The organism is Longilinea arvoryzae, from assembly GCF_001050235.1.
Classification (GTDB): Bacteria; Chloroflexota; Anaerolineae; order Anaerolineales; family Anaerolineaceae; genus Longilinea; species Longilinea arvoryzae.
In genome coordinates this window covers 640,522-662,120 of record NZ_DF967972.1, presented here as the reverse complement: position 1 = coordinate 662,120, position 21,599 = coordinate 640,522, and the positions used below count along the sequence as shown (strand labels likewise).

Here is a 21,599-nt window from a genome sequence, read left to right as displayed (position 1 = left end):
GAATCCAGCCAACAGAATCAGAAAGCGTCTGAAGAGGGTATTGACAATTCGGAATTGCGCCCTATAATAAAAAACATAGTTTATTCTCTAAACAAAGTAATTACCCATGAGCGCCCTTCCCCGAGCCAACCGCAACCTCATCCGCAGCATCAATCGTTCGATCATCCTGAACGTCGTCAAGACGCAGGGCGAAGTGTCGCGCGCGGCCATTGCCCATCTGACCGGGCTGAGCCCGGCCACCGTAACCGCCATCACCGGGCAGTTGATCAAGGAAGGGCTGGTGTTCGAAAAGACGACCGGTGACTCGACCGGCGGCCGGCCGCCCATCATGTTGGCTTTGAATCCGCGCGGCGGCTTCGTGATCGGGATCAAGTTAATGGAAGACCAGGCAGTGGGGGCGCTCACCGATCTGAACGCGACCATTCTGGCCAAGGATTCGATCGGCCTTTCCGGTGTGGACGTGGACACGGCGGTCGATACGCTGGTCGCGCTGGTCGCCCGCCTGACACACGGCAGCGGCGTCCGCAAAAAGCAGTTGATGGGCGTGGGTATTGGCCTGGCCGGAGTCGTCGATTACGCCAATGGAATTGTACGCCAGAATCCGTTTTTTGGCTGGCAAAATATCCCCCTGCGCAACCTGCTCCAGAACCGTTTGAAAGTACCGGTGTATATCGATAACGACGTAAACACCCTGACCCTGAGCGAAAAGTGGCTGAGCGTGGGCAAACCGGTGGACAACTTCGTGGTGATCACGATCGGCCGCGGCGTGGGCATGGGCATCGTCCTGGATGGGCGCATCTACCGCGGCAAGGGCGGCGGCGCTGGCGAATTCGGCCACGTGGTGGTGGATCCGGACGGGCCGCTGTGCGACTGCGGCAAGCACGGCTGCCTGGAAAGCCTGGTGAGCGATCACGCCCTGGTGGCAATTGCCCGCCGCGAGGTCGATCCGGGGATCACCAACCTGGACGGGCTGTTGGAGTTGGCGCAAGCCGGCCGGCCGGAAGCGCTGGCGGTGCTCAAACGCGCCGGCGGATTGTTGGGGCTTGAAATCGCCAACCTGGTGAACGTGTTGGATCCAAACTTGATCGTCATCAGCGGAGAGGGTATTCGCATGGGGGAAACTTTCTTTACCGCTGTTCGTTCAGCCTTTCATGAAAATGTCATGCCCGGACTGGCAGAAGACACCGAGATTCGGGTCGATTCCTGGGGTGATGACATTTGGGCGCTGGGCGCTGCCAGTCTGGTTATTGCCGGGACCTTTAATTCACCGATCTAGTCAAGGAGGCGTTTTACTGAAGTAGACCAATTTGTTTTTTTAATCCGAGTTGGTTTGTTCACTATACAAAGAAACCTGTATCTGCTCGCTACAGGAACCAAATCCCAACTGCTCAAGAGGAAACGAAGATGAAGAAACGTGTGTCATGGATTGTTGTATCCTTTGTGCTCGTTATGAGCATGCTGCTGAGCGGCTGCGCTGCCGCCACCCCGACCGCTGCGCCGGCCGCGGATCCGGCCGCGACCGAAGTCGCACCGGCTGCAACAGAAGCCGCCACTGAAGCGGCTGTTACCGGCGCCGCCACCACCATCAAAGTCATGTCTTTCTTCGCATACGACAATCCCGAAGTCGAACAGGCCGTGGTTGCCGCCTTCGAGGCCAAATATCCCGATATCAAAGTCGAATTTGAATCGGTCCCGATGAGCGATATTTTCCTCAAGTACAAGACTTTGATCGCCGGCAAGGTACCCCCGGATGTGATGGCCTTCAATTATGACAACGCCTACCAATTCGGCGCGATGGGCGCCCTCGAACCCTTGGACAGCTATATTCAGGCCAGCGGCTATGATACCAGCAAAATCTATACGGCTACGCTGGACATGTTCAAAGTGAATGGCGTCCAATATTCCATGCCCGCCACCTTCTCCGATGTCGTTTTGTACTACAACAAAGCCCTCTTCGACGCCGCCGGCCTGGCCTACCCGCAGGATGGCTGGACGATGGAAGACGTCAAGAAAGCCGGCCTGGAACTGACCAAGGACACCAATGGCGACGGCACGCTCGACCAGTTTGGCTATGCCTTCCCCTGGTGGCCCGTCATCCTGGAAATGTACAATGCCCACATCTGGGATCCGACCACCAACAAGTGCACATTGAATTCCCCCGAAGCCATCAAGGCATTTCAGAAAATCGTAGACGCTCGCTACACCGAGCAATATTCCCCGACCGTCGACCAGTTGGCCGAACAGGGCGATTGGGACATGTTCATCGCCGGCAAGCTGGCCATGTACCCGACCGGACCGTGGGCAGTGCAGCCTTTCAATGACAAGATCACCACGTTCACCTATGACATTGCCAACATGCCCGCCGGTGATAAACAGGCGACCCATGTGTACGCCAATTCCTACGGCATGGCTGCCGGTTCCCTGAACAAAGACGCCGCCTGGAAGTTCATTGAATTCGCCACCGGCCCCGAGGGCACCAAGATTCGCCAGGACGGCAAGTACGAAATTTCCCCGGTCAAGGAAATTGCTGAAAAGTATTACGTGGAAAACCTAGCCGGCGACGATCCCGAACACGCCATTGTATTCATGGAAGCCATGGCTTACGCAGTTCCGCAGCCGGTCCATGCCCATTGGCAGGAAATCTATGATGCGATTGCCCCTGAACTCGATCTGGCCATGAGTGGTCAGAAAGACGTTGCCGAGGCGCTCAACGCAGCCTGCGCGGGTGTGGATACTGTCTTGGCTCAACCGTAATCTTTCATTGATCATGAAGGGGATGAGGATCAAATCTCATCCCCTTCATTTGTATAAGGTGCCCCATGGAGATAATTCAGGAATTCCCCGTTGCAAGAAAAAAACAAACCTTCAGGACGAATAAGATTCGTGAAGCTCTCTGGGGCTATTTATTCATTACCCCAAACTTTTTAATCGTTCTGATTTTCACCATCTTTCCGGTATTCTTTTCGTTCTACATGAGCATGACGGATTGGAACATTCTCAGCCAGCCGAATTTTATCGGCATGGCGAATTATCAAAAGCTGCTGACCGATCAGGTTGCGCGGGTAACGCTTTTCAACACCTTTTATTTTACGATGATCAGTGTGCCCATCAACGTCATTCTCACATTGGTCCTGGCGGTACTTCTCAACCAGAAATTGCGTGGAATTTCCTTTTACCGCACCGCATATTACATGCCGGTCATCACCGCTTCCGTGGCGGTCAGCCTGATGTTCATGTGGATTCTGGCCAGCAACGGTTTGCTCAACCAACTGCTGGGATCGGTCGGCCTGAAGCCGGTGAAATGGCTGACGGACGCCAAAATTGCGCTGAACTCGGTGATCGGGGTGACCATCTGGAAGGGGCTGGGGATGAATATGATCATCTTCCTGGCTGCCCTGCAGGATATCCCAAATGAACTTCTCGAAGCGGCCTCCATCGACGGCGCCAACCGTTTTCAACAGTTCACGCGGATCATCGTCCCCCTGATTTCGCCGGTGATTTTCTTTGTGACCATCACCGGGGTCATCGGCTCTTTCCAGAGCTTCGACCTGGTTTACAACATGACCGGCGGCGGGCCGGGCCATGCGACGACCGTGATTGGCTACTATATCTGGCAGCAGGCGTTCAAGTATTTGCACATGGGATACGGCGCTGCCCTGGCCTATGTGGTCTTTATCGCCATTCTGATCCTGACCTTGATCCAATGGGTCCTCCGCAAGCGCTGGGTCTATTCCGAGGAGTAAACCATGGAAGCCGCACATACCCGTACCCAAAGCAATTCCCTTCAAAAACGCATCGTGATCCTTTTATCCGTCACGATTCTGACCATCGGTGCGATCACCATGATCCTCCCGTTCGTCTGGAGCCTGCTGACTTCGCTGAAAAGCTCCGAGAACGTCTTTGCGCATTCTGCATTCTGGATCCAGTTTCCCCCGGATTTTTCCGCCTATAAACAGATCTGGCAAAAAGTCCCGATCCTGACCTATACCCTGAACACCCTGAAAGTCTCGCTGATTGTTACCGTCGGGCAACTGCTGACTTCTTCGCTGGCGGGCTATGCCTTTGCCAAATTGAAGTTTCCCGGCCGGGATAAATTATTCGTGTTCTACCTGGCTACCATGATGATTCCGGGGACGGTGCTGCTGATCCCGAACTTCGTGATCATGAGCAAAATTGGGGCTGTCAACACCCACTGGGCCCTGATTCTCTCGGCGGTTGGCAGCGTTTACAGCACCTTCCTGATGCGCCAGTTCTTCCAGTCCTTCCCATCCGAGCTGATGGATGCGGCCAAGCTGGACGGTTGCAACCCGTTTGGATTTTATTGGAATATCCTGCTGCCGAATTCCAAACCGATCTTCACCACGCTGGGATTGATGGCTTTTCAGGGAATCTGGAACGATTTCCAATGGCCGTTGATCGTCCTGAACGATCAGAAGCTGCGCACGCTGCAGGTGGGCCTTTCCTACCTGAACAGCGAATTCTATACCGATTGGAATCTCCTAATGGCCGGTTCGATTTTGACCATGCTGCCGATCTTGATCCTGTTTTTCTGCGTCCAAAAATACTTCGTGCAAAGTTTCAAACTTACCGGCTTGAAAGGATAATGGGTCCATGTCTTCTCTTTACCTGAAAAGCATCCAGATCATCAAAGAAGGCCAATCCCCCTCGGGAGCTTACATCGCTTCGCCCAATTTTCCAACCTACCATTACTGCTGGCTGAGGGACGGCAGTTTTATTGCCCATGCAATGGATGTGGCCGGGGAAACGGAAAGCGCAGAGGCGTTTTTCCGCTGGGTGGGAAGAACGATCCAGAAATATGGGTATAAGGTCGCCGAAGTGCGCCGTCTTTTGGAAAAGGGATTGCCAATCGGCAAGGATGATACGATGCACACCCGATTCACGCTGGACGGCGAAGAGGACACGTCAGACAGCACCTGGGGGAATTTCCAGGTGGATGGTTACGGCACCTGGCTTTGGGCGCTGGCGGAGCATGTGCGCCGCACGGGAAATGTGTCCCTTCTGCGGGAACTGGCAGAGCCGATCGATATCACCCTGCAATACCTGGAACTGGTATGGAAGCTGCCGAACTATGACTGTTGGGAGGAACACCCCGAATACCTGCACCCCTATTCACTGGCGACCGTTTACGGCGGATTGGCGGCGGTGGACGGACTGGTCCAGGATGGCCTGTTTGTGGCCCCAACGGTGGATGTGAGACGGCTGGCCAACCAGGTATCCGATTTCCTGCAAAAGTATGCGGTTGGGGATGGGGTTTTTGTCAAACACATCCGGCCGGCCAACGGGAAAGGGACCCCCAGTCAGTTCATCGGCAGCGGAGTGGACGCCAGCCTGCTGGGTCTGGCGATCCCGTATCACGTGTTTCCCCTGGATGATCCGCTGATTGTGGGTACAATTCAGGCCATCGAAAGGGATCTGCACCACCCGCGCGGCGGGGTATACCGCTATAAGGAAGACGTCTACTACGGCGGCGGTGAATGGATCCTGCTGGCTGCCTGGCTGGGCTGGTACGATGCCCAGGTGGGCAATCTTGACCGGGCGGAAGAACTGCTGCACTGGATCGAGGCTCAGGCGGATGGCGAGGAACAGTTGGCGGAACAGATTTCAGATCACATCCTGGCTCCGGATCAGTACGAACCCTGGCTCAAGAAGTGGGGGCCGGTGGCCAAACCGCTGCTCTGGTCGCACGCCATGTATATCATCCTGGTTAATGCCATCCAACACGGAAAAACGAAATGAGCGCCACCCCTGAATCTCCCCGTTTGACTTTGCGCCATGAGCCCTACGGCGAGCAGCACCCCTACGAGCCGCTGCCCTACGAACGCTCTCCGCGCGACCCATGGGTCGGGCAGCCCATCACCCTGGGAGTGGAAACCGGGCAAAACCCGGCCGCGAATGCGGTCTGGTGCGTCTGGCAGGACGCCGGCGGTTCAACGGCGCAGCGGGTGGAAGGTACTCGGGTGCAGGTCGGTGAAAACGCGGATCACTGGCAGATCGATCTGCCGGCCTTCTCACGCCGTGAGCATGTGAGGTATCGTTTGTATGCCGGCAGCGGCGCGGAACAGGTGGAGAGCCAGGAATTCTCCCTGCCAGTGTCCGCCTGGGCGGAAGCCCGGGCCGTGGTCGGGGTCGAAGATTGCGCGGATGGGGTCCGGGTGGTCCTGTCGACCAATCAGGCCGGATTGTTCCTGGAGATGACCCTCGCCCTGGACGGAAAGGGCAGCGCTGCGCTGCGGCTCAAGGCGCTTTCCGCGGATGAAAGTCCGAAACCCGAATATCCTCAGAACATGGTCTTTGAGAGGAACTGGGCGGGTCTATCCTTGGCTTTGACCGGCAGCCCGCTGCAAATGGCCTTGCGCCGCGACAGCGATCGCCTGGCGTTGGAAACATCCATGCCGCTTCAGGCGCTGGTAAGGCCGGACGGCCGCGTATCGATGTTCCGGTTGAGCTTCGCAAGTCCGGCCGATGAGGCTTTCTACGGCTTTGGCGAGCGCTTCAACGCCTTCGACCAACGCGGCAATTCGTTGGATAACTACGTGTATGCCCAATACACCGGCCAGGGCAAACGCTCCTATATCCCGGTGCCATTTTTCATTTCATCGCGGGGCTACGGTTTGTGGTTGAATACAGACCGCCAGGCGAATTTCGACCTGGCCGCCGAAGACAGCGAGTGCTGGCGCGTGACGGGCCAGGCCGAGGATGACGCCAGCCTGGAATTGCGCTTTTTCTTCCAGACCCATCCCAAGGCGGTTGTCCAGGCGTTTACCGATCTGACCGGCAAGCCCAAGCTGCCACCGCAATGGGTCTTCGGCCTGTGGATGAGCAGCAATGATTGGAACAGCCAGGCGGAGGTGCTGCGCCAACTGCACCTGACCCGGCAGCACCGCATTCCGGCCAGCGTGCTGGTCATCGAGGCCTGGAGCGATGAAATCAACTTCTACACGTGGAACAACTCGCACTACACGCTGAAACCCGCTTCGCAGGCTTATTCTCTATCCGATTACACTTTTCCGGCGGACGGGCTCTGGCCGGATCCGAAAGCGATGATCGATGAACTGCATCAGGCCGGCCTGCGCCTGGTGCTGTGGCAGATTCCGGCGCTGAAATTTCCCAATCCCGCCGAAGGCCTGGACGAGCGGCAGAAAGACGCCGATCAGGCTTACGCGATCGAGCAGGGTTATGTCGTGCGCAAGGCGGACGGCACGCCGCACCGCGTCGAAGGGCACGCGCCATGGTTTGGCAACAGTCTGGTATTGGATTTCACCAACCCGGATGCGGAACGCTGGTGGTTGGACAAACGCGCCTATCTGGTAAAGGAAATGGGCGTGGATGGATTTAAAACCGACGGCGGTGAGCACATCTGGGACAACGCGACCCGTTTTGCGGACGGGCTGCGCGGAACGCGGGGCATCAACCGCTACCCGTTGGCCTACGAAGGCGCCTATTCGCGCCGGATGGAATCTCTCCGGGGCGACGATCACGTACTGTTCAGTCGAGCCGGGTATACCGGCGCGCAGCAGGTGAGTTCGCATTGGGCCGGGGACGAATCCTCCACCTGGGAGGCCTTCCGTTCGACTATCCGCGCTATGTTGAACGCCGGAATGTGCGGCTTTTCGTTCATGGGTTGGGATATCGCCGGGTTCGCCGGGCCGCTTCCGGAAGCGGAACTCTATCTGCGGGCGGTGGCCTTTTCCGCCTTCTGCCCGATCATGCAATACCATTCGGATGGAAACGCGCGCCGGATTCCCAGCCGCGACCGCACGCCGTGGAACGTCCAGGAGCAGACCGGCGATGGCGAAATCATCCCGGTGTTCCGGAAATACGCCAACCTGCGCGTCAACCTGGCCCCGTACATTCAGGCGCAGGCGCGCATCAGCCACCAAAGCGGGCTGCCGCTTATGCGCGGGCTGCCGTTGGAATTTCCAGGCGACCGGCAGGCGCGTTCCTTCCCCTATGAATACCTTTTTGGCGAGAGCCTGCTGGTTGCGCCGGTCGTGGAAAAAGGTGCGCCAGAATGGAAAGTCTACCTGCCGGCCGGCGAGTGGCGCAGCCTGTGGACGGGCGAGCCTTTTAGCGGACCGCAAATTCGGACGGTAGCGCCGGAGCGCGGCTCGATTGAAGTCTACCTGCGCAAGGGAAGCTGCGTGTCGCTCAACCTGGGCGACGACCTGGCTCTGTTCAGCCCGGCCAGCGGTTCGCCCGAAACGGTGCAAAATCTGGCCGCGCTGGTCTATCCGGGCGAGGTCAGCACCGTGGAGCTGTATCAGGGCCGCGAGCACGGATTTGGCTCACTGACGGCGCGCGAGAATCCCGGAGAACATTGCGTACAGCTCAACCTGGAGCGTATAGAACTGCCGGTCGACCTGCTGATCCTCGGCGACAAACCGGAACAGGTTTGTTTCAACGGCTGTTTGATGCAGCCGGGTTCTGCAACGGCAGGCAATGGCAGCGTCTTCTGGCAATGGCTGCCCGAAAGCCGCCTCGTGCACATTCACCTGCCCGGCCGCAAGGGACCCTTGAGCGTTACGATCCGGTGAGCCGCCTTTTCATCGCCAGGCGGATGATTCGAATTGCATACTGACTAAGCGTTGGCCGCTTCTTCCACCCCATCGTAGGCGCGAAGTTGCGGCCAGCGACCGCCTACCAGGCCCACGGCCAGCACGCAGCCGACCCCGCCGGAAACAATGGCGGCCGCCGGTCCAAATGCCTGAGCCACGATCCCCGATTCCACCTCGCCCAACTGCGGGCCGCCCTGGAAGAAGATCTGGTTGATGCTGACCATGCGCCCGCGCAGTTCGTCCGGAGTCTGCAACTGGCGGATAGTGTTGCGTAAAATGGTGCTGACCGAATCGCCCGCGCCGATCAGGATGAGCGCGACCAGCGTCAGCCAGAAGCTGTGCGACAATCCGAAGAACACGGTCGCCAAGCCGAAGATGACCACCGCGCCCAGCAGCAGCGATCCCTGCCTGCGCATGCGGCTGCGCTGCGAAATCACCAGCGCGGCGCTGACCGCGCCGATGGACTGCCCGGCCGAGAGCCAGCCGTACTGCTGGACGCTGGCGTGCAGCACATCGCGCGTGATGAAGGGCAGCAGGGTGTTGGCCGAAGAGAAGAAGGTGGCAAAGAAGTCCAGGATCATGCTGCCCATGATGACCGGCTGGTGCAGGATGAAGCGCCAACCCTCGCGAATGTCGAATAGCCCGGCGTCGACGCGCCCGCGGAAATGGTTGTTTTCGGCGCGCTTGACCGCCTGCTGGGGCACCGTTCCGATCATCAGCAGCGCCACAATCACGGCCAGGAAGGATACAGCGTTGATCATGTAGACCGAAAACAATCCCAGCGCGGCAATGGTCAACCCGCTCAACCCCGGGCCGATGATCGCGCCCAGATCGGCGGCGATGGAGGACATGCTGAAAGCGCTGGCCAGGTCGTCGCGCGGCACCAGGTTGGAGATCAGCGATTGGCGGGCCGGCAGGTCGAACGAGATGGCTACCGCCTGCACGGCGGTCAACAGATAGATCCAGCCCAGCCGGATCTGCCCGCTAAGGGTGAGCAGCCCCAACGCCAGCGCGACCAACGCCATGGTCGCCTGGGTGATGAGCATGATCTTACGCCGGTCGTAACGGTCGGCGAACAGCCCGCCAATGAGGGCGAAGGCCAGGATGGGGATGAAGCGCGCCAGCCCGATGCCGCTGACGGCGATGGGCTGGTCGGTCAGTTCGCGGATGTGCCAGAGCAGCGACCAGTACTGCATCTGCGAGCCGGCGATCGAGATGAACAATCCGGCCCACAGCAGGACGAATTTACGGTGGCGAAGGGATGGGGGAAGATGCATTGAATGCTGAATGGTGAATGAAGAATGCTGAATGAAGGAGAGTTCTGCGTCAATGAGTTATGCGGAAAGAACCTCATACCGCATAACTCATAACTCATAACTCTGAACTTCTTATGTACCCCAATCCCGCAAATACAAAAAGTCATATCCAATCGTGCGGTTGGAGAGCTTGGCGATGGGCGGCAGCATGCGTTTGAATTGGTTGCGGCGGATGCGCTCGACCACGGCGTTAACGAAGGGTTCGGCGAAACCGGCTTCCACGGCTTCCTGCGGGGTGTAGCGCTGGTCGACCATCAGGTAGAGCAGCCGGTCCACCTCGGCGTAGGTAAAGCCCAGCTCGCCCTCGTCGGTCTGGCCCAGCCACAGGTCAGCGGAAGGAGCCTTGGCGAGGATCGAATCCGGCAGCCCCAAATCGCGGGAGAACTGACGCACCTGCGTCTTATACAGATCGCCGATCGGGTTGATGGCGCAGGCCGAATCGCCGTACAGGGTGGTGTAGCCCAGCAGGATTTCGGTCTTGTTGCCGGTGCCGATGGCCAGTCCGTGGAAGGCTTCGCTCTGGTCGTAGAGCACGATCATGCGCGCCCGCGCCATGCTGTTGCCCTTGCGCGTGTTGCTCATCTCGGGAAACTGCTGGAAGAGCGGTTCGACCATGCCGGTGATTTCATAGGTCAGCGACTGCACGCCCAGCGCATCGATCACCTTTTGGGCGTCGTCGAGCGAATCCTGGGAGGAGGTGCGATACGGCAGGCGGATGGCCAGCACGTTCTGGGGTCCCAGCGCTTCGGCCGCCAGATAGCAGGAAAGCGCCGAATCGATGCCGCCGGACAGGTTGATGACCGCTTTGGTGAAGCCCATGCGGTTCAGCTCGCTGCGGATGAAACCCGTCAGGATGCCGCGGACCAGGTCGGTATGGATGTTCAGGTCTACATCAATCATGGTTGCCTCCGCCTAGCGCCCTGAAGTACGTTCGCCGTCGGCCAGAATGCGGTTCATCTCGCGCTGCACCAGCGCGGTGCGTTCGTCGCGCAGCATCGGCAGGCGCGCGCGGGTGCGGTGCAGCTGGTTGAGATCGATCTCACCGAACGTGAGGTCTTCTTTGTGGAAAGGCCCGCAGGCCAACTGGTTGCCGTTCGGGTCGTAGAGCGCCGAACCGCCCCAGAAGTTCAGCCCGTCCTCATATCCGACGCGGTTGCTGTGCGCCACGAACGAGGTGAACAGGCTGGCGTAGGCGCGGGTGATTTGATCGACCCAACGCGCCGATTCGAGCTGGGCTTCGTTCGTCAACCCGCGGCCCGGCGAGGCCGAGGTGAACAGGAACAGGTCGGCGCCGTCCAGCCACAGCAGATAAGGCGGGGAAGCGTGCCAGAAATCCTCGCAGATCAACAGACCCACCCGGCCGAAGCGGGTATCGAAGGCCTGCACCGATTCGCCCAGGGCGAAGAAGCGTCCCTCATCGAACAGACCGTACGTGGGCAGGTAGACCTTGTGGTGCACGTGCAGCACCTCGCCCTGTGAAAGGTAGGCCGCCGAAATGAAGAAGCGGTTGCGGATATCTTCGTCCACAAAGCCGACCACCAGGTCCAGTTTTCGGCTGGCTTCCAGCAGCGGGCGGAAGATGGGGTCGTCGCGGGTGGGGCGGTGCGAAACGGTCGGCGCCAGGTCCTGCAACACGTAACCGGTCAACGACAGCTCAGGGAAGACCAGCAGTTCAGCGCCGCCTGCGCTGGCTTCTTCGATGACGGCCAGGTGCTTTTCAAGGTTGGCCTGTACATTGCCCAGCACGGTATTGATTTGCGAAAGCGCAATTGTCAGTTTCATAAGATAAGAAGAGGTATTCGTTGATGCGGGATGAGGGATGCGGGATGAGTGAGACGTGAAGAGTGATGAGTGACTCATCCGCATTCCAGGTCACGGTTTATGATTCACGCTTCACCCATTTTATCACTCATCCCAGGTGGGTGAACCCTCGATCGATGCCGCATCCCGGGCCGGGATGATATACTTGCACCTCGATTGGGAAAACAGATCGTGTCATACTTCGAACATTCCTCGCGTTTTGAACGCACGCTGCGGCTGATTCTGATCGCCTTTTCGATCGGCTGCATCCTCTACATCTCCCGGCAGAAACCGGTTTTGACCGGCGATGCGCGCGAATACTACCTTACCGCCGAATCCTTCGCAAATCACCTCAGCCCGGATCTACGTTCGGAGGATATCGAAGCCGCGCGAACGTCCTTCGAGCGGGATTTTCAGGAAGCGCTCTCCGACCAACCCTTTGGCTATTTTCCTTCCAACACCGGGGAGCTTTATTCCTACCATTTCTGGCTGTATTCATTCACAACGCTGCCCGCGCAGATGCTGCTGCGCTGGACCGGCGCTGACCGGCTTAGCGCCTTCGCGTGGACGAACGTGCTCTTCTACCTGGCCGCGCTGTGGAGCATCGCCGGGTTCTTTCGTGGCAGCCGGGCGCAAAAGCTGACCTTTCTCGGCCTGTCCGCGTTCAACCCGGCCTTCTTCTACCTGAGCTGGACGCATCCCGAAGCGTGGAGCTTCGCGCTGGTTACCATTTCATTGGTCTGTTTCAGCCGGCGGAATTGGACGGCCGCGACGGTGTTCGCCGCGCTGGCGGCCACGCAGAACCCACCCCTGATCTTCCTGGCCGGCTTCTTCATACTCATCCATCTATGGGAAATGCGCCGGAACTTTCGCCTGCGTAAGGCCATCGGGGTCTGCCTGGCGGGTGCGCCGGCAGTGACGCCCATGCTGTTCTACTACCTTCATTTCGGCACGCCCAACCTGATTCTGCGAACCGGCATGGCCGACCCCAGGCTGGCCTCTCTCACGCGCCTGGCGGATCTGTACCTGGATTTGAACATGGGCATGCTGCCCTATATTCCCGTGGCGCTGTGCACGGTCTTCGTCCTCCTGATCATCACCCTCCAGCGCCGGAAGATCAGTCCTGCGCTCGGGCTGGCGCCGGTGCTGCTGGCGATGTCCCTCGCCTGCCTGCAAACCGCCAACTGGAATCACGGCGCGGCCGGCCTGAACCGCTACGCGGTCTGGCATTTGCCCCTGATCTTCTACCTGTTCAGCGATTGGCTGCCCATGCGCCGACCGACCGGCCGCGGGCTGGCGGCTGCGGCGGTTTTGACACAGGCAGTCCTCCTGCTGGCCATGGGACCGGTATCCTATATGAATTTCTCGCCCCTGGCGCGCTGGGTCGTCGAGCAGGATCCGGCACTCTACAACCCGGATCCCGAAGTGTTCGCCGAGCGCAGCCTGGGGCGCGAGTTGTACTGCAAGACCTGCCTGAAAGGTTACCAGCCGTATCTTTTCATCGATTCGCAGGGCAACGTGCGCAAGATTCTGGCCGATGAATCTCACCTGGAACATCTCGCCCAGGAGAAGCCGGAATTTACCATCCAGGGGAAAATTGTTCTCCCGGCTAGATCCGGCGCAGGCATGCTGTATGTCAACCTGCCGCCGGGCGTAATGAAGTTATCGCCGGATGCGGGAACTCAAATCAGCGCGTTCAGAAACGCGCCGACTGTTCTGCGTCGATGAGTTCTGAGGGGATGCGTTCAGAGTTCTGAGGTGATGAGTTCCGAGTTCTGAGGGAAGAATTCGGCATGAATCGTTCACGAATACCTATTCAACGAATACCGAATTCACTCATCACGCATCACTCCTCACACTCCTCTCAATAATTCGTCGTGCGGTCGATGTAGCCGCGCTCGCGGGCCTGCCAGTCGCACCAGCGGAAGGCAAAAACCGCCAGCACGCCGGTCAGCAGCGTCAGACCGGCCAGAATGCCGAGCAGTTGCAGGTTGCTGAAGCCGGCCAGGGTTGGAAAAGCCTGCGCCACCGAACCGACCAGCGAACGGCGCAGCAGTTCCAGCCAGTAGGTCACCGGCAGGGCAAAACCGAACGGGCGCAACCAGGCTGGCAGCACGTCCAGCGGGAAGATCGCGCCGCTGAACAGGTACAGCGCTCCGGCCACGCCATCCCCCAGGTAGTCGGAATGGCGCGCCACCACCAGCGTCACACCGGCCAGCAGCAAACCCATCAAGGCCAACATCACCACGCCCAACAGCAGGCTGACGATGAACAGCAGCCAGTCCACATGGGCCAGATCGATGGGCACGTGCAGGAATAATACGCCGAAGACAATGGTGATGACCACCGAGAAGGTGCCGGTGATGAAGCGCGCCACGCCGCGTCCCATGAGATAAGAGGGAATATGCACCGGCGCCACGTAGATGTATTTGAGGGTCTTATAGTGCTCGCGGTCGTCCAGCACCGCCCACGAGACACCGGTCATGACCGCGCCGACGTACATGTAGAAGGCGTTGCCCAGGTAGATGTACGGGAAGAGTGGGTCGCTGAAATTGCCGTTGGTGATGACGCTGTACATCACCACCAGGATGGCCGCCCCGGAGAGCGGTTTGATGATCGAGTAGATGGCGAACAGGAAGGGATCGGTCCAGTTGGACTCGATCTTCCAGCCCAGCCAGGAAGCCATGCGAAAGGAACGCAGTCCCATGCCTCACCTCCGGCTTTCTGTCAGGCGGCCTTCGCGGATGGCCAGCCGTTCCATCTTTTCAAGCAGCAGGCGCGCGCCCACCAGGAAGATCACGCTCAGGGCAATCAGCACCCCGATCTCCACGTTCACGCTCACGAAGCCCAGCAGCGGGCCGGAAGGGAAGACCAACTGGCGCATGGCGTCCAATCCCAGGGTGAGCGGGATGATCGAAGCGGCCGCCGCCACCCAGAAGTTGAAGCTCTTGATCGGAAAGTAGAAGCCCGAAACCAGGTAGACCGGTTCCTGGGCCAGGTTGGCAATGTGCCAGGCCTCGCGCGAGAGCAGCAGGAAGATCGACGAGGTCATCATGCCCATGCCGTAGAGCGCCGTCATCGAAAGCAGGAACACGGCCAGCAGTTGAAACAGGTTGCCAACGGCGTACTGCACATGGAAGATCAGGCTGCCCACCAGGATGATGGCTCCGGCGCGCACCGCCGTGGCCACCAGCCCGCCGATGGCCATGCCCAGCAGGATGGCCATCAGGTTGGCGGGTGAGAGGATGTACAGGGCCAGGTTGCCGGTTTCTTTTTCCCAGTAGAGCTGGCTGGACATGCTCCACAGGATGTTCATCCAGAAGGCGGTCATCGCGCCGCCCACAATGACAAAACCGACATATTCCTCCGGAGCGCCGATGGCGCGGTAGACGAACACGTAGGCGGCCACCGAGAGCAGCGGCAGAAAGGAATCGAAGAACAGCCAGGATTTCTCGCGCTGCAGGCCGATCACACGCGGGTAAGCGCGCCCGAGAATGGTTTGAATAAACAGCCGCCAACCGGTGTTTTTCTCAATCGGGGTTTCCATTGGCGTTTTTCTCCTCGTCGGACATACTGCGCCCGACCAGCGTGACGAACACATCCTCCAGGGTCGGCTCGCGCTTTTGCAGGTTGAGAATGCGGATGCTGTTGCGGGTGAGCGTCTCCACCACACCGGCCAGGGCAGCTTCCTCGGCCAGGTAGAACTGCACCTGCGAGTAGCCGTCCGCCCGGGTATGCAGCACCTTGCGCACACCCGGCAGCGCCTCGAAAGGCGCCGTGCCCAGCCCGTTCAGCGGGCTGACGTCCAGGTTGAAGATGGATTCTTTTTGCAGTTGGCGCTTCAATGCGGCCGGCGTGTCGCAGGCCAGCACGCGCCCCTTGTTGATGATGGCCACCCGATCGCACAGCTCATCCGCTTCGACCATGTAGTGCGTGGTCAGCAGCAGGGTGCGGGCCGGGTTCTCGTCCACCCAGCGGCGCACGAAGTTGCGCACGTCGCGGGATGCGCCTACATCCAGTCCCAGGGTGGGTTCGTCGAGAAAGAGCACCTCGGGATCGGTCATCAGGCCGCGGATGATGTTCATCTTCTGCCGCAGGCCGGTCGAGAGGTCGGAGGATTTCGTCTTGGCGCGGTCGGCCAACCCGAAGGTAGCCAGCAGCGCGTCGATGCGCTGATAGGCCAGCGCCGAAGGGATGCCGTAGAACTGGGTGAACATCCACAGATTCTCGCGCACGGTCAGCAGGCCGTAACCGGAGGATTCACCGCCGGAGACCATGTTGATGCAAGGGCGGACTTTGACCGTCTCGCGCAGCACGTCGAAGCCGGCCACGCGCGCCCAGCCGGTGGAGGGCGCCAGCAGCGTGGTGAGGATCTTGATCAGCGTGGTCTTGCCAGCGCCGTTGGGGCCCAGCAGGCCGAACAGCTCGCCGCGGCGCACGCGTAAATTGACATCGCTCAGGGCAATCAGCTCTTTGGGCTGATCCTTCTTCTTGTTTTCACGCAATTTATAGACGCGACCGAGTCCTTCGGTCTCGATGGAGTATTCCGAAGCCATAACGCCTCCCATGGGGAGTATGATAAACTGAGGAAGAGGACGCGGCGCGGAGGCCGCGGAAATAACAAACCCGTTATGAGTAATGAGGTCTGAGTTCAGAGTGATGAGGGAAAAGCTTATAAATTTCTAATTCCTCATTCCTCTTCACTCATTACAAATCACACATTACCCATCACTCATTGACACATTACAGCGAAACACTTCCAACCACAGCACACCTTCCCGTCAAACACCATGAAACCCGACACGATCGCCCGCCTGCTATCCCTTAATTTAAAATTCTACCAGAATTTTGGTCCCGCGTTCGCAAAGACTAGACTCCGGATTCAGCCCGGCGTGCGCCGCGCGCTGACCGAATGGGTGCCACACAGCGGCCGTTGGCTGGACCTGGGCTGCGGATCGGGCGCGCTGGGCGTGGAATGGGCCGCGAGCGGGCGGCAGGGGCTGTACCTGGGCATCGACTCTAGCGAGGCGCTGCTGGATGAGGCGCGCCGCGAGACGCAGGGACTGTCGACGCCGGAGCTGGAGATCCGTTACGAGCCCGGCGATCTGGCCGGCGACTGGTCGAAGGCCTGCGCAGGACCTTTCAACGGCGTGCTGTGCTTCGCGGCGCTGCACCACCTTCCCGGGGAAGCCTTGCGCGTGGCAGTCATCCGGCAGGTGCGCGGGCTGATGCCGGAGGGCGGGCTGTTCATCCACTCCAACTGGCAGTTCCAGCACAGTCCCAAGCTGTTGGCGCGCGTCCAGCCCTGGGAGCGCATCGGGCTGGTGGACGCTGACGTGGACGAGGGGGATACGCTGCTGGACTGGCGCTATGCCCTGCCCGGACAGCCGGAACAGGTCGGCCTCAGGTACGTGCACCGCTTCACGCCGGAGGAACTGGGGCGGCTGGCGGAACTGACTGGCTTTAAGGTTGTTGAGACGTACGAGTCGGACGGCCAGGGGGGAAGGCTGGGGCACTACGAGGTGTGGAAGAAAGGCTGAGTGTGGAGTATTCTTACACCTTATTTAAAAACTATGAAAATCTAAAATTCGAAGATCAAGAAATTACTTCTTTGTATTTGACGCATTTTTTATCAACATGTACACTTTTAATGTGTCCTTTTAACATTGATTACATGAAAGTAACTCCTTAACAATTATTCTCTCTGGAAATAAAAGGGGATGAATTCGGGAAAAAAATCGATAATAACAAAATATCATGAAAAGTCAGATCGATCATACGCCTGAACAAACCAGATGTTCTTTCACAACCTTTTATTCGCAGAATCGAAGGATTCCATTCATGTCTATAATCAACCTCCGGTAAGCGGAATCAATTATTGCTGTTTTTATCATATCAGTAGTGAAATTTTAGTCGTGTGGTGACCGAGAATATCACAAAGCTCATTATAATGCTATGGAGCATGTTGGGATTGATAACACCTATTGAATGAAGAAAATCTAGAAAGTTCTTTTTCCTCCTACATGAGTCAAATGTAATTTCAAAACGATCTCAATGAACAACAACATTGTCAAAATTCAAAAGCCAAAACTTATCAACTCGTAAAAGACAGTTGACAATTGGTACTGTATATGGTACTATAACGAGGCCGACATGGATCTTTATGAACGAATAAAGCGTAACCCTTCGAATGTCACTCCAAAGCAATTGATGGAATTACTTGAAGAATACGGTTTCGAAAACAAGGGTCAAGAAGGAGACCATGTACAGTATAAAAAGCCTGGTTACCGGCGATTTCCTATACCGATCAAACAGAATCCTCTAGCGATTCACATAGTCAAAGAAGCATTACGGATTATTCGAGAAATCCGTGATCTTGATTGAAAATTAGGAATGATACGATGAATAAGAATATTGAATACTACCTTGGGTTGCCATATACCCGCGAATTGATCCCAGAAGCTAGCGGCATTTGGTTTGCCCGAGTTAAAGAGTTACCGAATTGCATGAGTCAGGGTAATTCGCCTGAAGAAGCATTGCATAATTTAAATGATGCCATGTATGGTTGGATCAAGGGCGAATTGGAAGACGGAGAACCAATCCCAGAACCTCGTGAGGAAGAAGAATACAGTGGCAAGTTCAATACTCGTGTTCCGAAGGCACTTCACCGTAAATTGGTAGAAGCTGCTGATCGCGATAGGGTTAGCCTGAACCAATGGATTAATACCGCATTGGCTGAAGCAGTTGGGGAGTCAACCGCTCAATTTCCTGCGAACGCAGTCAAGGCTGAAGAAGTCTCCACGACTTCAACATGGCCAGGAATCTCTTCTGCTATACAGCATATATTACATGATGTTGGTATGGGGCATGAAGCTGGTGTAATGGATGAGCGTTTATTCGCTAATTGGCTTGATCAAAACCTGTATGATATTCAGATAGATTGCGAAAAAAGGAATTTTGAACAAGCACTGGCGAAAGCAAAGGCTTTATCTGAATTACTAAAAGAACACTGGGAGCGCAGTCCCATCCTACGTTCACTTAGCCAATTCTTGATGGAATTCTCTGAACTCCTTGAATTGAATTGCGATATGAATCAGAAGGTACTTAAGGCTGAACAAATGCGCGAACAAATCGGTATGATTGTTGGGGCCATCAATCATCCAATTCAAAGCCGTATGCAGATACTCGAAAAAAGCCGATTTTCTGCGACCACATCCATGTGTGAATCCGAAACCTCGAATACGATAGTAGAACCCGTGAACAAATGGTGACAAAGATGACCCTTCCTCAAAACAAATCAGCACTGCTGGTTTCATCTGCAATTTTATTACGTCAGGCGGGATACGATTTAAAGGCAATTGAGGTTCTACAGGATGCAATCCATGATGATCCAGGTTTCGCACCAGCCTATGTTTTGCTAGGAGCTCTATATCAAGCAACAAGCAGTGATGCACAGGCTGAAATATTTTTTCGCAAAGCCCTTGAGATCGAGCCAGATAATACGGAAGCTCTACAAGGATTAGGACTTTTCTTAATTTCTCAAAACCGATACTCCGAAGCATTACCCTACTTAGAAAAGCATCTTCAGAAAAATCCAACTGATTCGCTTAGTTTGGATGGCTTATTGGAAGCCTTTCATCACCTTCCTGGACGTGAAGAAAAAATCCAAGTAACTTTAAAAACCGCATGGGAACAATCAAAGAATACAGAATTCGGTATTCGTTATGGTCGCTACCTGCTTGACCAAGGTGATCCGCAAGAGGCTCGAAACGTTCTTACGGCTGTTGTTGAGATATCGACAACTGCTCGAACCCTATCAGAATTAGCTTTGACTTGCCTTCTTACCAATGACTGTATTTATGCAACTCATCTATTGCAGAAAGCCGTAGAAATAGACCCGCAGTTTGATCGAGCATGGCGTGGTTTAGCCCAATGTTATAACGAGGCAAGAAACTTTGATAAAGGTTTGGAGGCAGCTGAGCGTGCAATCGCTATTAACCCCAACCATTATCGCAACTGGCAGGCCAAATCGGATGTACTCTTAAGTTTAGGTCAATTTGATCAAGCTCTGCTGGCATCTCAAAAAGGCATCGAGATCATCCATTCAAAAGCCGAAGGAAAGGCTGAGGCTGAACCGGTTCTTGCAGTATTGTATCTACAGCGATTCGCTGCTTTCATAAGATTAGGACATTTGGAAAACGCTGTGGCTGAGATGACACTTGCCCGACAGGAAATTCCGAATGATCATCGTTTTTATCAATACCCCGTTGAAATTTTGTCCACCACAAATCAGGCAAATCAGGCTTTGGAAATTCTTGATTCGGTCTCCAATCCGGATCTCATGGAGCGGTTGGCTGCACTGAAATTTAAAGTTCTCCATCAATTGGGACGTAGTCAGGAAGCATTGAATTTTATTCGACCGTATCTTGAAAAGAAATCGGAAGAACGGTTGAACGTGCTAGCAGATATTGGAGCAGATTTCTATCAGCATGGTTTGAGTGAACCTGCTATAGCGGTTTATCGCCAACTGGTAGATCTCAAACCAAATGATGGGCGTTTTTCTTCAAATCTTGGGTATTTCCTAATCGAAAAAGGAGAGACTACTCAAGCTGAAGAATTGTTGATACAGGTGGCAGATCATCCCAAAGTCGGTTTATTTGGGGAAATAGCCCACTGCGACCTCGCATATCTTTACAATATAACTGGTGCTTATGAAAAATCGCGGAAAGCGTCTGCGGCAGTCCTAGAATCAAAATATAGGAAAGAAGAAGCAATGCTGAGAGTATCTTTCTGGGTCAATGGAAAAATGCAACCTGATCCGATCTCAATTCCTGGACGACTGATGACACTGGAAGATGCGGCGCGCGCATGTGGTGCTGCGGCTGCCATGGCAGCGACTCAGATAACGCGAGCGCAGAGTATTGTAGAAGACCTAAGAAAAGATTCAGCAAATAAATCGCTTGTTGGGATGATCGCTGGTTGTGTGGAAGCAGCTAAGGGAGATCTTTCAGCTGCTATTGAAACATGGAATCAGGTATTGAACGCGGTTAATAATACACCTGATGAATCTGCCCTTAGAGCGTGGATGGTTCTAAGTAAATAATTGGCATTATCGCTACTTAGAATCCGTTTTACTCATTGAAAACCGGATCACTCCCCACCACTCACGCCTTATTCTCTTCTACCAAATATCCCACCGCCTGGCCCTTATCCTCGTCCATCACGATCCGCAGAACATGCCCCGGGCGGAAGTCGCCGACGCGGATCAGGCGCAGCTTGTCACAGATCGATCGATGCGGTCCGGATTCCCCACTGTGCCCTAACGTCGTCAGTGGGCGAGCAGCAGAGGCCCGGCTTCTTCGCCGTAAGGGTCCAGCACCCTTCGGGTGTAACGGGGATACTGTTTGCTGCTTAATAATGCGCCCGGATGATTCTCAGCGGGCTTCCCAGAAAGTCTGCCAGATCGGGCAAAACGGCTTCGGGATCTTCTGCTTCAGGATTGTGGATTTCAATCGAAAACTGTGCAAAACCGGCCGGCCATTGATACCGAAGATCGTTCAAGGTTGTTTTCTGCCCGCAACAGGGAAGTTCGACCGCCAGGTCCCGAAACCCATTTTCGGATGCTTTGTCCATGGCATCCTGCCACCAGCCATCCTCAAGAACAGCATTGCAGATCGGGCATGTAATTCGTTCGAGGTTGCTGCCCGGATCGATGAATTGAGGCGATTCGCTGATTTCCATCTCGATTCGTTCGGCTTTCGGAAAATATTCCCGCACCCGGGCGACGGCTGTTTTCAGGATTTCGTTGTCCGGCACATAAGTCGGTGAAAGGGGAATCAGTTTCAAAACCTCATCGGACATTTCGACCTCCTTTTGGCGATTGAACAAAGGATTTCGTGAAGTATTT

The 21,599-nt window shown here is 56.1% G+C and carries 18 protein-coding genes; 11 read left to right on the top strand and 7 right to left on the bottom strand.

The genetic code is table 11. The features are described 5' to 3' along the window. The first annotated feature begins 106 nt into the window (after window positions 1–106). The 6 genes from LARV_RS03025 (at window position 107) to LARV_RS03000 (ending at window position 8,555) form a co-directional block, all read left to right on the top strand. Window positions 107–1,276: an ROK family transcriptional regulator gene (locus LARV_RS03025; RefSeq protein ID WP_075072251.1), complete on the top strand. Its 1,170-nt coding sequence runs from the start codon at window positions 107–109 to the stop codon at window positions 1,274–1,276. A gap of 128 nt (window positions 1,277–1,404) precedes the next feature. After that, complete coding sequence (locus LARV_RS03020) at window positions 1,405–2,754, top strand: ABC transporter substrate-binding protein (RefSeq protein ID WP_075072250.1); 1,350 nt, start codon at window positions 1,405–1,407, stop codon at window positions 2,752–2,754. A 224-nt stretch (window positions 2,755–2,978) separates the two neighbouring features. After that, window positions 2,979–3,743 carry a carbohydrate ABC transporter permease gene (locus tag LARV_RS03015; RefSeq protein WP_236709915.1) on the top strand — a complete coding sequence of 255 codons (765 nt, stop codon included), beginning with the start codon at window positions 2,979–2,981 and terminating at the stop codon, window positions 3,741–3,743. 3 nt (window positions 3,744–3,746) lie between these two features. Next, window positions 3,747–4,604 (top strand): carbohydrate ABC transporter permease, encoded by an 858-nt coding sequence (locus LARV_RS03010; protein ID WP_201785863.1) that lies wholly within the window; start codon window positions 3,747–3,749, stop codon window positions 4,602–4,604. A 7-nt stretch (window positions 4,605–4,611) separates the two neighbouring features. After that, a complete protein-coding gene (locus tag LARV_RS03005) occupies window positions 4,612–5,757 on the top strand; it encodes a glycoside hydrolase family 15 protein (RefSeq protein WP_075072248.1) in 1,146 nt (381 codons plus the stop codon). Next, the gene (locus LARV_RS03000) at window positions 5,754–8,555 is read left to right on the top strand and encodes a glycoside hydrolase family 31 protein (RefSeq protein WP_075072247.1); all 2,802 of its coding nucleotides are present in this window, start codon (window positions 5,754–5,756) and stop codon (window positions 8,553–8,555) included. Before LARV_RS03005 ends, LARV_RS03000 begins: the two co-directional genes overlap by 4 nt. A 44-nt stretch (window positions 8,556–8,599) precedes the next feature. Here LARV_RS03000 and LARV_RS02995 read toward each other — a convergent pair whose 3' ends face one another. The 3 genes from LARV_RS02995 to LARV_RS02985 form a co-directional block, all read right to left on the bottom strand. After that, window positions 8,600–9,853 (bottom strand): MFS transporter, encoded by a 1,254-nt coding sequence (locus tag LARV_RS02995; protein WP_075072246.1) that lies wholly within the window; start codon window positions 9,851–9,853, stop codon window positions 8,600–8,602. 111 nt (window positions 9,854–9,964) lie between these two features. After that, window positions 9,965–10,792: an NAD+ synthase gene (locus LARV_RS02990; RefSeq protein WP_075072245.1), complete on the bottom strand. Its 828-nt coding sequence runs from the start codon at window positions 10,790–10,792 to the stop codon at window positions 9,965–9,967. A 12-nt stretch (window positions 10,793–10,804) separates the two neighbouring features. Then, window positions 10,805–11,674: a nitrilase-related carbon-nitrogen hydrolase gene (locus LARV_RS02985; protein ID WP_075072244.1), complete on the bottom strand. Its 870-nt coding sequence runs from the start codon at window positions 11,672–11,674 to the stop codon at window positions 10,805–10,807. A 210-nt stretch (window positions 11,675–11,884) separates the two neighbouring features. Between LARV_RS02985 and LARV_RS02980 the strand changes: the two genes are divergently transcribed. Beyond that, window positions 11,885–13,420, top strand: coding sequence for a hypothetical protein (locus tag LARV_RS02980; RefSeq protein ID WP_075072243.1), 1,536 nt, complete (start codon window positions 11,885–11,887; stop codon window positions 13,418–13,420). A 136-nt stretch (window positions 13,421–13,556) separates the two neighbouring features. Here the strand turns inward: LARV_RS02980 and LARV_RS02975 are convergent, their stop codons facing one another. From LARV_RS02975 to LARV_RS02965, 3 genes are read right to left on the bottom strand one after another with little or no spacing between them, the layout of a single operon-like run. Then, window positions 13,557–14,399, bottom strand: coding sequence for an ABC transporter permease (locus LARV_RS02975; protein ID WP_075072242.1), 843 nt, complete (start codon window positions 14,397–14,399; stop codon window positions 13,557–13,559). A gap of 3 nt (window positions 14,400–14,402) precedes the next feature. After that, on the bottom strand, window positions 14,403–15,239 hold the full coding sequence (locus LARV_RS02970) for an ABC transporter permease (protein WP_075072241.1): 837 nt from the start codon (window positions 15,237–15,239) through the stop codon (window positions 14,403–14,405). Beyond that, complete coding sequence (locus LARV_RS02965) at window positions 15,223–16,248, bottom strand: ABC transporter ATP-binding protein (protein ID WP_083522279.1); 1,026 nt, start codon at window positions 16,246–16,248, stop codon at window positions 15,223–15,225. Before LARV_RS02965 ends, LARV_RS02970 begins: the two co-directional genes overlap by 17 nt. A gap of 234 nt (window positions 16,249–16,482) precedes the next feature. Here LARV_RS02965 and LARV_RS02960 point away from each other — a divergent pair, with 234 nt between their 5' ends. From LARV_RS02960 to LARV_RS02945, 4 genes are all read left to right on the top strand, one after another. Next, window positions 16,483–17,232: a class I SAM-dependent methyltransferase gene (locus LARV_RS02960; protein ID WP_083522278.1), complete on the top strand. Its 750-nt coding sequence runs from the start codon at window positions 16,483–16,485 to the stop codon at window positions 17,230–17,232. A gap of 613 nt (window positions 17,233–17,845) precedes the next feature. Beyond that, window positions 17,846–18,076 (top strand): type II toxin-antitoxin system HicA family toxin, encoded by a 231-nt coding sequence (locus LARV_RS02955; protein WP_075072239.1) that lies wholly within the window; start codon window positions 17,846–17,848, stop codon window positions 18,074–18,076. A 17-nt stretch (window positions 18,077–18,093) separates the two neighbouring features. Then, window positions 18,094–18,963 (top strand): toxin-antitoxin system HicB family antitoxin, encoded by an 870-nt coding sequence (locus tag LARV_RS02950; RefSeq protein ID WP_075072238.1) that lies wholly within the window; start codon window positions 18,094–18,096, stop codon window positions 18,961–18,963. A gap of 5 nt (window positions 18,964–18,968) precedes the next feature. After that, entirely contained in the window at window positions 18,969–20,795 is a 1,827-nt protein-coding gene (locus tag LARV_RS02945; protein ID WP_172797768.1) for a tetratricopeptide repeat protein, read from the top strand. A gap of 308 nt (window positions 20,796–21,103) precedes the next feature. On the opposite strand, the gene LARV_RS02940 is transcribed toward LARV_RS02945, so the two are convergent. After that, a complete protein-coding gene (locus tag LARV_RS02940) occupies window positions 21,104–21,553 on the bottom strand; it encodes a hypothetical protein (RefSeq protein ID WP_075072236.1) in 450 nt (149 codons plus the stop codon). Between the last annotated feature and the right edge of the window lie 46 nt (window positions 21,554–21,599).

Coding starts and splice junctions, on each gene's coding strand:
- LARV_RS02965 (WP_083522279.1), bottom strand. CDS start 16,248: ATGGCTTCGGAATACTCCATCGAGACCGAAGGACTCGGTCGCGTCTAT.
- LARV_RS03005 (WP_075072248.1), top strand. CDS start 4,612: ATGTCTTCTCTTTACCTGAAAAGCATCCAGATCATCAAAGAAGGCCAA.
- LARV_RS03000 (WP_075072247.1), top strand. CDS start 5,754: ATGAGCGCCACCCCTGAATCTCCCCGTTTGACTTTGCGCCATGAGCCC.
- LARV_RS03020 (WP_075072250.1), top strand. CDS start 1,405: ATGAAGAAACGTGTGTCATGGATTGTTGTATCCTTTGTGCTCGTTATG.
- LARV_RS02970 (WP_075072241.1), bottom strand. CDS start 15,239: ATGGAAACCCCGATTGAGAAAAACACCGGTTGGCGGCTGTTTATTCAA.
- LARV_RS02995 (WP_075072246.1), bottom strand. CDS start 9,853: ATGCATCTTCCCCCATCCCTTCGCCACCGTAAATTCGTCCTGCTGTGG.
- LARV_RS02985 (WP_075072244.1), bottom strand. CDS start 11,674: ATGAAACTGACAATTGCGCTTTCGCAAATCAATACCGTGCTGGGCAAT.
- LARV_RS02960 (WP_083522278.1), top strand. CDS start 16,483: ATGAAACCCGACACGATCGCCCGCCTGCTATCCCTTAATTTAAAATTC.
- LARV_RS03025 (WP_075072251.1), top strand. CDS start 107: ATGAGCGCCCTTCCCCGAGCCAACCGCAACCTCATCCGCAGCATCAAT.
- LARV_RS02950 (WP_075072238.1), top strand. CDS start 18,094: ATGAATAAGAATATTGAATACTACCTTGGGTTGCCATATACCCGCGAA.
- LARV_RS02990 (WP_075072245.1), bottom strand. CDS start 10,792: ATGATTGATGTAGACCTGAACATCCATACCGACCTGGTCCGCGGCATC.
- LARV_RS02940 (WP_075072236.1), bottom strand. CDS start 21,553: ATGTCCGATGAGGTTTTGAAACTGATTCCCCTTTCACCGACTTATGTG.
- LARV_RS02955 (WP_075072239.1), top strand. CDS start 17,846: ATGGATCTTTATGAACGAATAAAGCGTAACCCTTCGAATGTCACTCCA.
- LARV_RS03010 (WP_201785863.1), top strand. CDS start 3,747: ATGGAAGCCGCACATACCCGTACCCAAAGCAATTCCCTTCAAAAACGC.
- LARV_RS02945 (WP_172797768.1), top strand. CDS start 18,969: ATGACCCTTCCTCAAAACAAATCAGCACTGCTGGTTTCATCTGCAATT.
- LARV_RS02975 (WP_075072242.1), bottom strand. CDS start 14,399: ATGGGACTGCGTTCCTTTCGCATGGCTTCCTGGCTGGGCTGGAAGATC.
- LARV_RS03015 (WP_236709915.1), top strand. CDS start 2,979: ATGACGGATTGGAACATTCTCAGCCAGCCGAATTTTATCGGCATGGCG.